The following is a 14095-nucleotide window of genomic DNA, read 5'->3' as shown; positions in this document are numbered from 1 at the left end:
GAGGAGGCCGGACAGAGCTTTAGTAGCCTGCCTTGATCTTCTCGAATTCGGCGATCATCTTGAGCTTGAGCGACGACGGCACGGGCGATTGGAACAGGGTCTTGTCGACGAATTTCTGCACGTCGTCATAGCCCTTTTCTTTCAGGATCGCCGGGTCGACGCCGGCCATGCCCTTGGCGTTGGCCTGGCCATAACCCCAGTCCTTGACCAGCACCTTGGCGGTCTCGGGATCGTTGATCGCGTTGAGGTAGTCATAGGCCTTGTCGACATTGCCGGGTGCGTCCTTGAACAGCACGTAGCCGCAGACCCAGGTCGAGATGCCTTCGTCCGTATCCTTCTTGGACTTGATCGGCACACCGGCAGCGACGGATTGTACCGTGGCATCGTTCCATGCCCAGGCGAGATCGACCTCGCCGCCGCTCAGCAACTGCACGACGTCGGTGGTATCGGTCCAGTAGGAGCGGACATTTTTGTGCACCTGACGCAGGAAGTCGGAAGCCTGCTTGAACTGGTTGTCCGTCATCTTGGTCCAGTCCTTAAGCCCGATGGCAAGGCTGGCCAGCGCATAGGCGTCGTCGACATTGTCGCCGATTGAGACCCGCCCCTTGAACTTGGGATCGGCGAAGGCCTTCAGCGACTGCACATCCTTCGCGTCGATCTTGTCGGAGTTGTAGGTGAGCTGGGTGTTGCCCCAGTCCCACGGCATGAACCAGGCCTTGCCGTCCGAAGTGGTGGCCAGATCCTTCATCGCCATGATGCCGGGATTGAGATCCTTCCAGCCGGTGATCTTCGAGGTGTCGAGCGGCTGCAGCAGCCCCGCCTCACGCCACTTTGTCACGCTCTGCGAGCAGGGATGGCCAAGATCGGCCTTGAAACCGGAGCGCACTTTCTCGAAGGCTTCGTCCTCGTCGCCGAAGAAGGCGAAGGTCGGCGAGTCGCCGTTCTTCTCGACATATTTGGGGTGGAAGCTCGGGTCCTCATAGCCGGACCAGTCGAACACGATCAGGTCCTTGTCGGCGGCGACCGCAATCGCCGCAGCCGAACCAGCCAGCGTCGCCGTCAGCGCCAATGTCAGTGTCAGGCGTCGGGTTATTCTTTTCATGCTGTTCCATCCTCTTTGTCATTGCATTGCCGACTCGACTGGCCGGCTTCTGGTTATCCGTAGTGCTTGGGAAAGGCGGCTGCGAGGAACGCGTTGGCCGCTTGCAGCGCGGTTTCGCGCGTGGTGTCTTCGGTTCCCATCATCAACCGCAGCCACAGGCCTTCCAACATGGCTGACAGCGCCAGCGCCATCACCTGCGGCTCATAGGCATAGCCGCCGCTCTGCTTGAGCGTCGCGCAGAGGTCGATGAAGACCTGCTGGTAATATGCGTCGCGGGAACTGCTCAGCGCCTGATAGACCGGCCGCGACTTGGCCTCGCCCCAGAAAGCGAGCCAAGCGGCGAGCTTGCGCTTGTTGCAGATCGAGCGGTCGAAGTCGGCCCAAACCAGAATCTGCAATTGGCGGGCTGGGTCATCACCGGCTTTCCGCAGGGCAGCACGCCAATGTGCCGAATACTCGTCATACATATACTGCAGGGTGGCGATCAGCAGCTTCTCTTTGCTCTCGAAATGAAAGTTGACGATGCCGCGCGACAGGCCGGCGCCATCGGCGACATCGGCCATCGTCGTCTCCGCGTAGCCGCGCTTGGCCAGCGAATCGATGGTCGCTTCGATCAGCTGCTGTTGCCTGACCTCCTTCGACGCCTTGCGGCCGCGTTTTTCCGGTTCGGTTTCTCCAGACGTGTCGGAGGATCGCTCTTCGCGCGCAGCTTTCATCGGTGCCGTCATGCTCCACATTGCCGGCTATCCCACGACAGCCGGCTTCCACCCGCGAAGATGAGTGGGACGGTGCTCGCCACTGTCAAGCACCTTCTTCATGGCCTCCCAGGTCTTGATGTTCTTGTCGATATAGGCCGCTCCGACCGCGGCTGCCGCCGTCTCGTAGAGCGGGCCTTTCAGCCTTTCCAGCTCGCCGCGCGCGACCTTGCGATACCAAGAATTGCGGTCTCTGACGGCGATCGGCAAAGCCGGCGCTGCGCATCGCTTGCGCATAGCGTGCCGGCGAGGCCATGGCGAAGGACAGGCCTTCGGCCGCGACATAGGCCTTCATCTCAGATGACGGCTCGCCGTCATGGCCGATCAGCCAGTCGGAGGCGGCAAAGACGCCGCCCGGTTTCAGCACGCGGAAGATTTCGGCAAACAGCGCGTCCTTGTCGGGCACATGCAAAAGCGCGTCCTTGGAGAACACAACATCGAAGGCGCCATCGGTGAAAGGCAGCGCTCCGGGCGGCGCCTGGACGAAGCTGGCGCGGTCTGAAAGCCCTCGTACAGCAGCCCGCTTTCTGGCCGCCTCGATCACCGGCCGCTCGATGTCGAAGCCGGTGGCATGAGCAGCACCGTGGCGCTCCACCAGATGCAGCGCGATGCCGCCGGAGCCGCAGCCGATGTCGAGGATCGTCTTGCCCCTGAGCGACAGCCCTTCGACCACCCGGTCGACCTCGTCTGGTCCGCCCGGCGACAGATAGCCCTCGCCCCACAGCGCCTCGAGGAAGCGGATCGCGGCGTCGTCATATTCCGGCTCGCCATCTGCCGTTTCGATCATCAGACCTTAAGTCCCGTCAGCCGAATTGCGCAGGTTCGAATGCCGGCAAAGCGTAGCGTATTAACAGGAAAACGCAATATCATTTGTTGAACATTCATTCAGAATGGCTGGACAGAATAGCCGCTGCCGTGCCAAATTCCGCGCATTCGGCGACAAATCACGCGAAAATGAAGGGTCGAGCACCATGAAGGCTGGGCGCGAATGAAAGCTTGGGATGCGATCGTCATCGGCGGCGGACACAACGGCCTGGTCAACGCCTGCTATTTGCAACGCGCCGGGCTCGACGTGCTGGTGGTGGAAAAGAACGACTGGGTCGGCGGCGCCGCCACCAGCCGCGAGCTGACGCCGGGCTTCCTCTACTCCAACTGCTCCTATGTCTGCTCGCTGTTTCGCCCCGAGATCATGCGCGACCTCGAACTGCCGCGTTTCGGCTTGCAGGTTATTTCCTATGAGGGCGGCGCCGTGTTCACCCGCGACGGCGACTACCTCGCCAACTACCGTGACCACGATGCGCACCGGCGCGAATTCGCCCGCTTCTCCAGGCGCGACGCGGAGGCCTATGACCGCTATTCGCGCGACGTGACGCGGCAGTGCCGTTTCATCCAGCCGCTGCTGATGCGCACCGCACCGGACCCGGCCAGTCTCAAGCCGCGCGACCTCGGAGAGCTTCTCTATCTCGGCAAGAAATTCGTCGGCCTGTCATCAGAAGAAATGGCGCTGACGCTGCGCTTCTGGACCATGTCGATCTCGGAATTCCTCGACGAATATTTTGAGACCGATGTCATCAAGGCGAACTTCGCTTTGTCCGGCATTATCGGTACCGCGCTCGGGCCGATGTCGCCCGGCACAGCCTACGTGCTGCTGCACCATTATATGGGTGAGGTCGACGGCTCGGTCGGCGCCTGGGGCTATGCGCGCGGCGGCATGGGCGCCGTCACCAAGGCGCTCGCCGCTTCCTTCAAGGCGTCCGGCGGCGCTATCCGCACCGGCGCCGAGGTCGACCATGTGCTGGTGAGCCGAGGCAAGGCCAAGGGCGTGGTGCTGGCCGGCGGCGAGGAGGTCTACGGCAAGCTCGTCGTCTCCAACGCCGACGTCAAACGCACATTCCTGAAACTGGTCGAGGAGAAGGAACTGCCCGACATTTTCCTGCGGCGGGTCAGGAACTTCAAGATCCGCGGCTCCTCCGGCAAGGTCAACATCGCGCTGGATTCTCTGCCGGAATTCCCGGCACTGCCGAAGGATTCACCCGTTTATCGCGGCGACATGCATTTCACCGATTCCATGGAGCGCATGGAGCGCGCCTATGACGACTGGAAGGTCGGTCGCTGGTCGGCCGACCCATTCCTCGACATGGTCATCCCAACGACGCTCGACCCGACCATGGCGCCGCCGGGCAAGCATTTCATGAGCTGCTTCGTGCAGTACGCACCGCCCAAGGTGAAGGGCCGGGACTGGACCGATGCCGACCGCGACGGTTTCGCTGAAAGCGTGGTTGCGCAGATCGCGGAATACTCGCCAGGCTTCCGCGACCGCATCGTCCATATGGAGGTGCGCACGCCGCGCGAGATCGAAGCCGAGGTCGGCCTCACCGAAGGCAACATCTTTCAGGGCGAGCTGACCTTCGACCAGTTGCTGTTCAACCGGCCGGTGCCGGGCTACGCACAATACCGCTCGCCGGTCGGCGGGCTCTATATGTGCGGCTCCTCGACACATCCCGGCGGCGGCGTCATGGGCGCACCCGGCCGCAATGCGGCAGCCGAGATCCTGCGCGACCTCGCCAAATCGACCTCCCATATGAGCCCGGCCCATGACGTCATTTGATGCCATTATCATTGGCGGTGGCCACAACGGCCTTGTCGCTGCCGCCACTCTAGCGAAAGCCGGCCGCAAGGTGCTGGTGCTGGAAGCGGCCGGCGATGTCGGCGGCGCGGCGCGCACCGAAGAGTTTGCGCCGGGTTTTCGGGTCTCCTCGATCGCGCATGTGCTGAACCGCCTGCACCCCGACGTGGTGAAGACATTGGAGCTGGAGAAACACGGGCTGCAGGTCACCCGTACAGACTTCATGCCGTCAGTCGCCTTGGCGAAGGACGGCCCGCCGCTTGTCCTGCATGGCGCCTATGGCGAAGTGCTGACCGGCTCCACTCCGTCCGAGCAGTCCGCCTGGAAGGAATTGCGCGCGCAACTCATGCGCTATGCCGGCATCCTGAAACCGTTCCTGTCGCGGCGCCCGCCCGATCTCGGTGGCATGTCGCTGCTTGAAACCGCAGCGCTCGGCCAGACGGCCGTGGCGCTGAAAAAGCTCGGCAAGGAAGACATGCGCGACTTCCTGCGCGTTCTCCTGATGAACGTCGCCGACCTGCTCGACGAGCAGCTTGCCGATATCAGGCTGAAGGGCCTGCTTGCCTTCGACGCCACGCTTGGTAGCCACCTCGGCCCGCGTTCGCCGACCTCCCTGCTCGGCCTCTACTATCGGCTGGCCGGCGAGACCGGCGGCAAAACCGGCGCGCAGATGCTGCCGAAAGGTGGGATGGGTGCAGTCGTCGCCACGATCCGCGCGGCGGCGGAGAAAGCCGGCGTCACCGTCCGCACGGCAGCGCCCGCGGCCAGGATAGTCGTCGAGAAAGGGCGCGCCCTCGGCGTGACCCTCGACGGCGGCGAGGTGCTGCACGCCAGAACGATCGTTTCCGCCATCAACCCGGCGACCACAATGCTCGATCTCGTCGGCCCGCGCGAGATCGACACGGGTTTCGTGCGCAAGGTAAAGAACATCCGCATGAGGGGCGACGCGGCGAAGCTCCATCTGGCGCTCGATCGGCCACCGCAATTTTCCGGCGTCGACGCCGATAATCACAAGGGCCGTCTGGTTATCGCGCCCTCGCCCGACCATGTCGAGCGCGCCTTCAACCCGTCGAAATATGGCGAGTTCTCAGCCGAACCGGTGATGGAGATCACACTGCCGTCGCTCTCCGACCCGTCGCTCGCGCCAAGCGGCGCCTGTGTACTGTCGGCTGTCGTGCAATACGCGCCTTATGCGCTGAAAGAGGGTTGGGACGCCGGCAAGCCGAAATTCCTCAGAGCTGTTATGGCGCAGCTCGAAGCCTACGCCCCCGGTATCGGCAAGTCCGTGCTGCATGCCGAGCTTTTGACGCCAGCCGATATCGAAGCCAACTACCGCATGCCGGGGGGCCATTGGCACCACGGCGAATTGCAGGCCGACCAGATGTTGATGTCGCGGCCGGTCTCCGGCTGGTCGGGCTACGACACGCCGATCGAGGGGCTGTTCCTGGCCGGCGCCGGTTCGCATCCAGGCGGCGGCGTTTCGGGTGCTCCCGGTTTGAATGCGGCGCGGCGCATCATCGCGATGAAGGGATGATCGGATGTTTCAGCCAGTCAACGCCGCACTTTACGGCGAAGGAATGCCGTCATGACGAGTCCGATCAACAACGCCGCCCGCACCACAGCGCAGTCGCATTTCCGCACACTGCGTCTCGGCACGCCGTTCCAGCCGCGCATCGATGCGCTGGCCAGAACTCAGGACTGGTACAATTGGGCCGGCTATCGCGCGCCGCATTCGCTGTGGGACGAGGAACTCGAATATTTCGCCATCCGCAGCCAGGCGGCTTTGTTCGACATCTCGCCGATGACCAAATACCGCATCGAGGGGCCGGATGCCGAAGCCTTCCTCGATCGCGTCACGCTGCGCGATGTCACCAAGCTGAAACCGGGCCGCGTCCACTACACCGCATGGTGCGACGACGAAGGTTTTGTCCTCGATGACGGCACGCTGTTCCGGCTGTCACCGACCCGCTTCCGCCTGTGTTCGCAGGAGCGGCACCTGCCTTGGCTGCTCGACAGCGCCATCGGTTTCGAAGTGACCGTCGAAGAAGAGACTGAAAGCGTCGCTGGTCTCGCTCTGCAAGGCCCAACCTCCTTCGCCGTGCTGCGCGAGGCCGGCTTTGCCGGCGTTGAAAAACTCAAAGTGTTCGATCTCGCCGAGTTCCCGCACGATGGCGGCACTATCACCATCTCGCGCACCGGCTTCACCGGCGATCTCGGCTACGAACTGTTCGTGCCGGCCGAAAAAGCGCTCAGCCTCTGGGACCGCCTGATGACGGCAGGCGAACTGCGCGGCATCCGCGCCATCGGCTACGCCGCCCTCAACCGCGCCCGGCTGGAAGCCGGCCTCATCGTCGCCAATGCCGACTTCACCACCGCAGACCATGCCATTCGCGCCGACCGTCTGCGCATGCCGGACGAGATCGGTCTCGGCTTTATGGTCGCCCTGGGAAAAGGCCATTTCAATGGCCGCCGCGCCATCCTCGAAGCCCGTGCCAAACGCAAGCTGCTTTACGTGCTGGTCGGGTTGGAGATCGAAGGCAACATCCCGGCCGAACACGCCATCGTCTATCACAAGAAGCATCAGGAGGTCGGCCTGGTCAGCGCCGCCATGTGGTCGCCGATGGCCAAGCGCAACATTGCCATCGCCTCGCTGACGCGTCCCTATGGTGATACGATGGTGGAAGACCTCTGGGTCGAGATCTACGCCATGCGCGAGTTGCAGTACCAGAAGCTGATGAAGCGGGCCAAGGTGGTGGCCCGTCCTTTCATCAAGCTCGACCGCCGCACCGCCAATCCGCCGGCGGATTTCTGATCATGGCCGACGAACCGGATGATGAGACGGAAGCCGCCGAACAGTGGCAGCTGGTCAACACGCCGCTCGGCGAAAAATGGTCGGGTCGTACCCGCTATGCCGCCGCCATGTACTTCTACAAGCGCGGCGAAATGAGCGCCGAGACGCTGGAAGTCTACCGCATCTGCGCGCGGCTGGACTGGGAGAACCCGCTGCCGATGATCAGGGATCGCGGCGGCCAGGATTGGCTGAAGCGCATGGGCGCTTAAGCCTCAGCCTATGGTTCTTTCGAGAACGCTCAGCCAGTTGCGATAGGCTATCTTCTCGATCAACGCGCGTCCGAAACCGCGCGCGGCCAGCGCATCTATCAGCTTCGGCAGACCGGCAACGTCGCCGATGACGGCCGGAATCATCGCCCCGTCGAAATCGGAGCCGAGACCGACGCCGTCCTCGCCCAGCGCCTGCAGCAGCGAGTCGACATGGCGCACCATGATGTCGAGGCTGGTGTCCGAATTCATCCGTCCGTCTTCACGCAGGAAGCCGGTGGCGAAGTTGAGCCCGACCATGCCGCCGGTCTCGCGGATAGCGCCGAGCTGCCAGTCCGTCAGGTTGCGCGAATGGGTGCACAGCGCATGCACGTTCGAATGGGTGGCGACCAGCGGCGCATCGCTGAGTGCGGCGACATCGCGAAAGCCCTTTTCGTTGAGATGCGACAGGTCGATCATGATCTTGAGCTGATTGCAGGCCTTGACCAGCGCCTTGCCGGCATCGGTCAGCCCCGGTCCGGTATCGGGCGACGACGGGAAGCGGAACGGGACGCCATGGCCGAAGGCGTTGGGGCGGCTCCAGACAATGCCGAGCGAGCGCAGGCCGGCTTCGTAGAGCACGTCGAGCAAGGTAAGTTCGGGATCGATCGCCTCGACGCCTTCAATATGAAACACCGCCGCGATCGAACCTTTCGCCATCGCCTCGCGAATGTCACCGGCACTGCGGCAGACTGTCAGCGCGCCCGCGCGCTCCAGCCGAAACAGGATCGAGGCCATGCCGATGGTGGAATTGAGCGCATCAGCGCGCGGCAGTTCCGGCGGCAATGGCTCATTGTCGCTCGGCGCCGGCGGCACCGCAGCACGTTTGCTCTTCTCGACCGGCGGTGGAAAGATCGCGAACATGCCGCCGGCAAAGCCGCCCTTCTTGGCGCGCGGCAGGTCTATATGACCGCCCTGCGTCCCCTCGATGAACAGCTTTTCGACGTCTGTGTCTTTCGACTGGTACAGTCGCAGCAGCGTGTCGTTGTGGCCGTCGAAGACGGGGACGAGATCGGGTTCGGTCATTAGGAAGCCATTCGGTCAATTGGCAGGAGCGGACGAACCGCGGCGAACTGTGTACTTAGGCAAGAAGGCCGAACTGCGCAAATGCCAGAGAGGCGTTCGCTCTTGTGGCTGAGCGACTCCGACCACCTGCCGGGTCCCCGCTGCTTCGCAGCGTCCCGGCGTTCGCCGGCCTTTCATCGTGCCACTGGCACGATGAATTCGCCTTCGGCGACCGGCAACTCACCCCACAAGGGGAGAAGGGAAAAAGGTCTATTGCTTCAGCACATCCGCCCATTCCGGATGGCGGCGGAACTGGGCGTTGGCGAAGGGGCAGAGCGGGATGATCTTCTTGCCCACTGCCCGCGCGTCCTCGACGGCGCGTGTGACAAGCCGAAGGCCGGCGCCCTGGCCGCGAAACACGTCCGGCACTTCGGTGTGATCGATGATGATCTGGTGCTCGCCGACCTTGGTGAAGGTCATTTCCGCCTCGGCGCCGCCGGGTCCGCGCAGCACATAACGTCCCTTCGAGCCGCGGTCCTCGAGTTCGATCTCAGGCAATTCGTCAGGCATCGCTTGCTCCTTCAACCGGCGCATCGGCAAAAAGCCGCCTCGCCGCTTCGATCTCGTTTGGTCGAATTTCGTGGCCGCCATCGTGCCACTCCACTGTGACATCGGCGCCATTGGCGCGCAAATAGGCCTCCAGCCGGGATGTCAGGTTGGGCGGGCAGATCGGGTCGCGCTTGCCGGCGGTGACCAGGATGCGGCGTCCGGCAAGGCTGCCCTGCACCTGCGGTTCGAACGGGATCAGCGGGTGCATCAGCACCGCCGCATCGAACAGCTCGGGCGCGGCGAACATTACGGACGCCAGGATGTTGGCGCCGTTGGAATAGCCGAGACCCAAGACCGAAGATGGCCTTGCCGCTGCCACCTGCGCCTTGATGAAACCGGCCATCTTGGCGGTCGCCCGCGCGAGGTCGTCCATGTCGTAGACGCCCTCGCCGGTGCGGCGGAAGAAACGCGCCGCACCATGCTCGGAAACATCGCCGCGCGGCGATACGATCGTCGCCTGTGGCGCGAGGTCGCGCCCGAGCGACAGCAGCTGGCTCTCGTCCGCGCCGGTGCCGTGAAAGACGAAGAGCAGCGGGCCGCCGGGCGAACCCGGCAGCGCCTTATGGATGTAAGCTTCCTTGCTCATCGTCTCAGCCTTCCAGCTTCTGCAGATGCTCTTCAAGATAGGGCCGCAGATGCTGGTGCTGCGTCGGCAGTTTCAGGGCTTCGCCGAGATGGGCGGTGTCCTCGTCGCGGTCGAAGCCCGGCTCATTGGTGGCGACTTCGAACAGCACGCCGCCCGGCGTTCGGAAGTAGATCGCCCAGAAATAGTCGCGGTCGATCACCGGCGTCACGCCATAACCCGTATCGATCAGCGCCTTGCGCACTTCGAGCTGCTGGGCGCGGTTCTCCACCGCGAAGGCGACATGGTGGACCGAGCCGGCGCCGAGATTGGCAAAGCCCGCGGTAGGAAGCGATTCGATATCGACGACATCAGCGCCGTTGCCGTTCTTGATGGCGAGCCGGCTGACACTGCCGGACTTGTCCACTTGCTCATAGCCCATGAACTTCAACAGCTCTTCCGTGGCGCCACCATCCTTCAATCTGAGCGAGACCGAGTGGAAGCCGCGTATCGCCTCATCAGCGGGAATGCCGCCTTTCAACCATGGCGCGCGGCTGTCCGCCTTGTCTTCGACCAGCGCGAAACCGTCGCCGTCGGGACCGGCGAAGGCCAGCCGCTTCTCGCCGAACGTCTCTTCGCGGGAGACACCCGCAACGCCTTCATCGGCGAAGCGCTTTTCCCAATAGCCGAGCGTGCCGGCCGGCACCGAATAGGCCGTGGTACCGACTTCCCCGACGCCATGGCGGCCCCTGGCAATGTCCGGGAACGGAAAATAGGTCATCACCGAGCCGGGCGTACCGTGCTCGTCACCATAATAGAGGTGATAGACATCTGGCGCGTCGAAGTTGACGGTCTTCTTGACCCGGCGCAGGCCGAGCTTGTGCGTGAAGAAATCATTGTTCTGGCGCGCATCGCCGGCCATCGACGTCACGTGATGCAGGCCCTTGATCTGGTCGAGCATTGTCTTGCTCCTTCCCTTCGGTTTGCGGCTCTTGCCGCTGTCCGCGCTTATATGAGTGGCCGCCTGGCAATGGCAAAGGCGGCAAACTCAGAATGGACTGTATCCCAATAATGAACAGCAGGAAATTTTCGTTCACCATTTAAGCAAGACTGACAGGCTTGCGCTGCCGCCAAATTCCGGTTCATTGAACGTCTTCCCGTGACAGGATAGAGCATTGGCCGCGAAAAGCAGACGCCCGAACATCCTATTGATCTCCTGCGACCAATGGCGGGGCGATTGCCTGTCGGCTGCCGGCCATGCCGTGGTGAAGACGCCGAATGCCGATGCGCTCGCCGCCGAAGGCGTCCTTTTCATGCGGCATTACGGCGGCGCGGCGCCCTGCTCGCCGGCCCGCGCGTGCCTCTACACCGGCCTCTACCAGATGAACAATCGCGTCTGCCGCAACGGCACGCCGCTCGACGCCCGCCACGGCAACATGGCGCTTTCGGCCCGCGCCCTCGGCTATGATCCGACTTTGTTCGGCTACACCGACGTCTCGCCCGATCCGCGCACGATGGCGCCGGGCGATCCCCGGCTGAAAAGCTATGAGGGCGTGCTGCCCGGCTTCAGCGTTCGCCAGTTCCTGCCTGAGCATCAGAAACCATGGCTGTCATGGCTGAAGGCACGTGGCGTCGACACCAGCGCGGGCTCTCCCGGCATTCACCGCCCCGTGGGCGGGGAAGCGGGCGACGCCGTGACCAGCGCGCCGCCTGTCTATTCCAGGGACGAGACGCCGACCGCTTTTCTTGCCGGCGAATTCATTCGCTGGCTGGACGAACAGGATTCGCCATGGTTCGCGCATGTCTCCTTCATCAGCCCGCATCCGCCCTTTGTCGTACCGCGGCCCTACAACACGCTGTATGATCCGGCGGACGGACCGCCCTTCCGCCATGTCGAGACTTGGCAGGCAGAGGCGCAAAGGCATCCCTATCTGGCTTACGACCTTGGTCGCCAGAAGCGGAGAAGCTTCCGCCCCGGCACCGACGGCCACGTGCGCGACTGGGGCGAGGACAACATCCGGGCCATCCGCGCGATCTATTACGGCATGATCTCGGAGGTCGACGCGCAGCTTGGCCGCATCTCGCAAGCGATCAAGACGGCGAATGCATGGGATGACACCATCATCGTGCTGACTTCGGACCACGCCGAGATGATGGGCGACCATTTCATGCTGGGCAAAGGCGGCTTCTTCGACGGCAGCTATCACATCCCATTGATCGTGCGCGACCCACGACGCGGCAATGCAGCCGGCTCGATCGTCAACCACTTCACCGAGGCCGTCGACATCTTCCCGACCTTGCTCGATCTGCTGGACGCCGACGCCCAGCTGCATCTCGACGGCCGCTCCCTAAAACCGTTCCTGCAATATGAACCGCCTAAGGATTGGCGCGACGCGGCGCATTGGGAGTTCGACTTCCGCTCGATTGCCGATGGTGAGGCCGAACGGCATTTCGGCATCGGCTCGCGCCAGTGCAACCTCGCCGTCATCCGTACGGAAAAATTCAAATACGTGCATTTCGGCGGCGGCCTGCCGCCGCTGCTCTTCGACATGGAGAAGGATCCGGGCGAACTGGCCAACGTTGCCGCCGACCCGGCCTATCTCAGCGTGCGGCTTGAATTTGCCGAGCGGCTGCTTGCCTGGCGCGCCGAGCATCTTGACCAGTCGTTGGCGCTTGCAGAGCTGACGGACGAAGGGGTGGTGGGTATGTGGTAGGCAGTAGGCAGTAGGCAGTAGAATGTTCTGGCGGCCTGATGCCTCGTCACTCGGTTTCGCCTACTGCCCAATCCCTACTGCCTATTCCCTTACTGTACCATCATCCGCTGCTGGTCGCGCTTCTCGGCATAGCTGCCCTTGTCATACGCGGCCTGCGCCTGCAGCTGCTCCTTGGTGAAGTTGGTGTAGAGATATTTGTTGCCGTCCTTGTCGGTCATGAATTTGAGCTTGTCCATGCCGACCGCGACCTCCTTGGCGCCGATGCCTAGAAAGCCGCCGACATCGATGATGACGGCATCCGGCTTGCTGTCGGGCGTGAGCACGACGTCGCCGATCTCGCCGACCTTGGCGTCGTTGGCGCCATAGACGGTGGTGCCCTTCAGGTCGTCGCCTCTGATGTTACCGACCGGCATTTCGGTCAGTGTCGACTTGTCGATCGCTGCCGTTTGCGTCGGATCGGTGGCCTTTGTCCCGGCCGGAGCTTCCGCGGTCTTGTCCGCTGGCTGAGCATTGTCAGCCGGTGCAACGGCCGTCGGGGCAGCGGGAGCAGTCGGCTGCGTCGCGTCGGAGGTTGTCGTCACGGGCGCCGGATCATAGGGCTTCCGGTCGAAATCAGGCTGCGCCTGCAGTTCCTCCTTGGTCGTCTGCGCCACCAGCCAGCGATCGCCGTTCTTTTCGGCCCACCGCGCCTTGGCGAAATCATAGGTCACGTTCTTTTCACCCATGCCGAGGAAGCCGCCGACGCCGATCACCAGCGACTGCGCCTTGCCATCCTTGGTCAGCACGATGTCGTTGACGTCGCCGATATTCTGGGCATCGTCGCCAGTGCCATTGTAGACATTCTCGCCGATGATGTTGGTTGCGAGATTGCCGTCAGCGCGTTTCACCGCCGGTTCTGACGGCGCGGCGTTGAGATCAACCGGCTTCTGCGGGTCGTTCTGCGCCGTGGAAGCAGGCGCCGAGGCCGGATCGTAGGGCTTACGGTCGAAGTCGGGCAGCGCCGTCAGCGCTTCTTTCGTCGTCTCGGCGACGAGCCAGCGGTCACCATTCCTCTCGACCCATTGCAACTTGCCGTAGTCGAAGGCGACGTTCTTGCTGCCTATGCCGAGGAAGCCGCCAACGCCGATAATGGCGGATTTCGCCTGGCCGTTTTCATCGAGGACGACGTCGCTGACGTCACCGATCTTCTGCGCATCGTCGCCAGTGCCATTGTACACCGACTCGCCGATGATATTGGTCATCAGCGCGCCGTCGGCCTGTTGCGGCGCCGGCGCGATGGTGGCAGGGGCTTCAGCCGGCGCTGGGGTCGTCGCCGGGGTCGTCGTTGACTGCGCAAACGCACCGGTAGCGATCAGCGTTGCGAGTGCAGTCGTCGCGAACAGTGTGCGGATCATGATTAAGTCTCCTCTTGCGTGATCTCATGCGCGCCGCAATCGGCAAACCACTTGCCGGGAGACCGAAGGCGGCGCCTCCAATGGGATCACAACGTTGTGACAAGGCGCTTGTTCCGAAAAAACGGGAGCATCGAAATACCCTGGGCAAGTCCGCGGAATCGCCCGACATTCCCGCCCGGCCGATGGAACCTTTGCCAAGCTTGCCCGTTTCAGCCTGCGGCTGGCATTCCGG

General features: G+C 63.1%; 13 protein-coding genes. 5 read left to right on the top strand and 8 right to left on the bottom strand.

The window, feature by feature from the left end:
* Positions 1-19 precede the first annotated feature (19 nt).
* The 3 genes from X727_RS140310 to X727_RS01000000165010 all read right to left on the bottom strand — a co-directional run bounded on the left by X727_RS140310 (position 20) and on the right by X727_RS01000000165010 (position 2644).
* Positions 20-1102 carry an ABC transporter substrate-binding protein gene (locus X727_RS140310; protein ID WP_023748364.1) on the bottom strand — a complete coding sequence of 361 codons (1083 nt, stop codon included), beginning with the start codon at positions 1100-1102 and terminating at the stop codon, positions 20-22.
* A 53-nt stretch (positions 1103-1155) separates the two neighbouring features.
* Complete coding sequence (gene betI, locus X727_RS140315; RefSeq protein WP_023711681.1) at positions 1156-1818, bottom strand: transcriptional regulator BetI; 663 nt, start codon at positions 1816-1818, stop codon at positions 1156-1158.
* A gap of 85 nt (positions 1819-1903) precedes the next feature.
* Positions 1904-2644, bottom strand: coding sequence for a class I SAM-dependent methyltransferase (locus X727_RS01000000165010; RefSeq protein ID WP_245274204.1), 741 nt, complete (start codon positions 2642-2644; stop codon positions 1904-1906).
* 201 nt (positions 2645-2845) lie between these two features.
* On the opposite strand from X727_RS01000000165010, the gene X727_RS140320 reads away from it, so the two are divergent.
* Genes X727_RS140320 through X727_RS140335 form a run of 4 tightly spaced genes read left to right on the top strand, consistent with a single transcriptional unit; the run spans position 2846 to position 7543 of the window.
* Complete coding sequence (locus tag X727_RS140320) at positions 2846-4465, top strand: NAD(P)/FAD-dependent oxidoreductase (protein ID WP_023835004.1); 1620 nt, start codon at positions 2846-2848, stop codon at positions 4463-4465.
* The gene (locus tag X727_RS140325) at positions 4452-6017 is read left to right on the top strand and encodes an NAD(P)/FAD-dependent oxidoreductase (RefSeq protein ID WP_023835003.1); all 1566 of its coding nucleotides are present in this window, start codon (positions 4452-4454) and stop codon (positions 6015-6017) included. The genes X727_RS140320 and X727_RS140325 overlap by 14 nt, the downstream gene beginning before the upstream one ends.
* A gap of 51 nt (positions 6018-6068) precedes the next feature.
* Positions 6069-7295, top strand: a complete 1227-nt coding sequence (locus tag X727_RS140330) for an aminomethyltransferase family protein (protein WP_023835002.1) — start codon at positions 6069-6071, stop codon at positions 7293-7295.
* 2 nt (positions 7296-7297) lie between these two features.
* A complete protein-coding gene (locus tag X727_RS140335) occupies positions 7298-7543 on the top strand; it encodes a hypothetical protein (protein WP_023690115.1) in 246 nt (81 codons plus the stop codon).
* Positions 7544-7546: 3 nt separating this feature from the next.
* On the opposite strand, the gene X727_RS140340 is transcribed toward X727_RS140335, so the two are convergent.
* From X727_RS140340 to X727_RS140355, 4 genes are all read right to left on the bottom strand, one after another.
* On the bottom strand, positions 7547-8605 hold the full coding sequence (locus X727_RS140340) for a dipeptidase (RefSeq protein ID WP_023690114.1): 1059 nt from the start codon (positions 8603-8605) through the stop codon (positions 7547-7549).
* Positions 8606-8854: 249 nt separating this feature from the next.
* Positions 8855-9154: a GNAT family N-acetyltransferase gene (locus tag X727_RS140345; protein ID WP_023683956.1), complete on the bottom strand. Its 300-nt coding sequence runs from the start codon at positions 9152-9154 to the stop codon at positions 8855-8857.
* Positions 9147-9779 (bottom strand): alpha/beta hydrolase, encoded by a 633-nt coding sequence (locus tag X727_RS140350; RefSeq protein ID WP_023683957.1) that lies wholly within the window; start codon positions 9777-9779, stop codon positions 9147-9149. The genes X727_RS140345 and X727_RS140350 overlap by 8 nt, the downstream gene beginning before the upstream one ends.
* Before the next feature lie 4 nt (positions 9780-9783).
* Positions 9784-10716, bottom strand: coding sequence for a VOC family protein (locus X727_RS140355; RefSeq protein ID WP_023670085.1), 933 nt, complete (start codon positions 10714-10716; stop codon positions 9784-9786).
* Positions 10717-10930: 214 nt separating this feature from the next.
* Between X727_RS140355 and X727_RS0134495 the strand changes: the two genes are divergently transcribed.
* Complete coding sequence (locus X727_RS0134495) at positions 10931-12469, top strand: alkaline phosphatase family protein (RefSeq protein WP_031204646.1); 1539 nt, start codon at positions 10931-10933, stop codon at positions 12467-12469.
* An 89-nt stretch (positions 12470-12558) separates the two neighbouring features.
* Here the strand turns inward: X727_RS0134495 and X727_RS140360 are convergent, their stop codons facing one another.
* The gene (locus X727_RS140360; RefSeq protein WP_023670087.1) at positions 12559-13863 is read right to left on the bottom strand and encodes a PRC-barrel domain-containing protein; all 1305 of its coding nucleotides are present in this window, start codon (positions 13861-13863) and stop codon (positions 12559-12561) included.
* Positions 13864-14095 lie beyond the last annotated feature (232 nt).

This window comes from Mesorhizobium sp. L103C105A0, from assembly GCF_000502215.1.
Taxonomy (GTDB): domain Bacteria; phylum Pseudomonadota; class Alphaproteobacteria; order Rhizobiales; family Rhizobiaceae; genus Mesorhizobium.
This window is presented reverse-complemented; position numbering and strand designations above follow the sequence as displayed.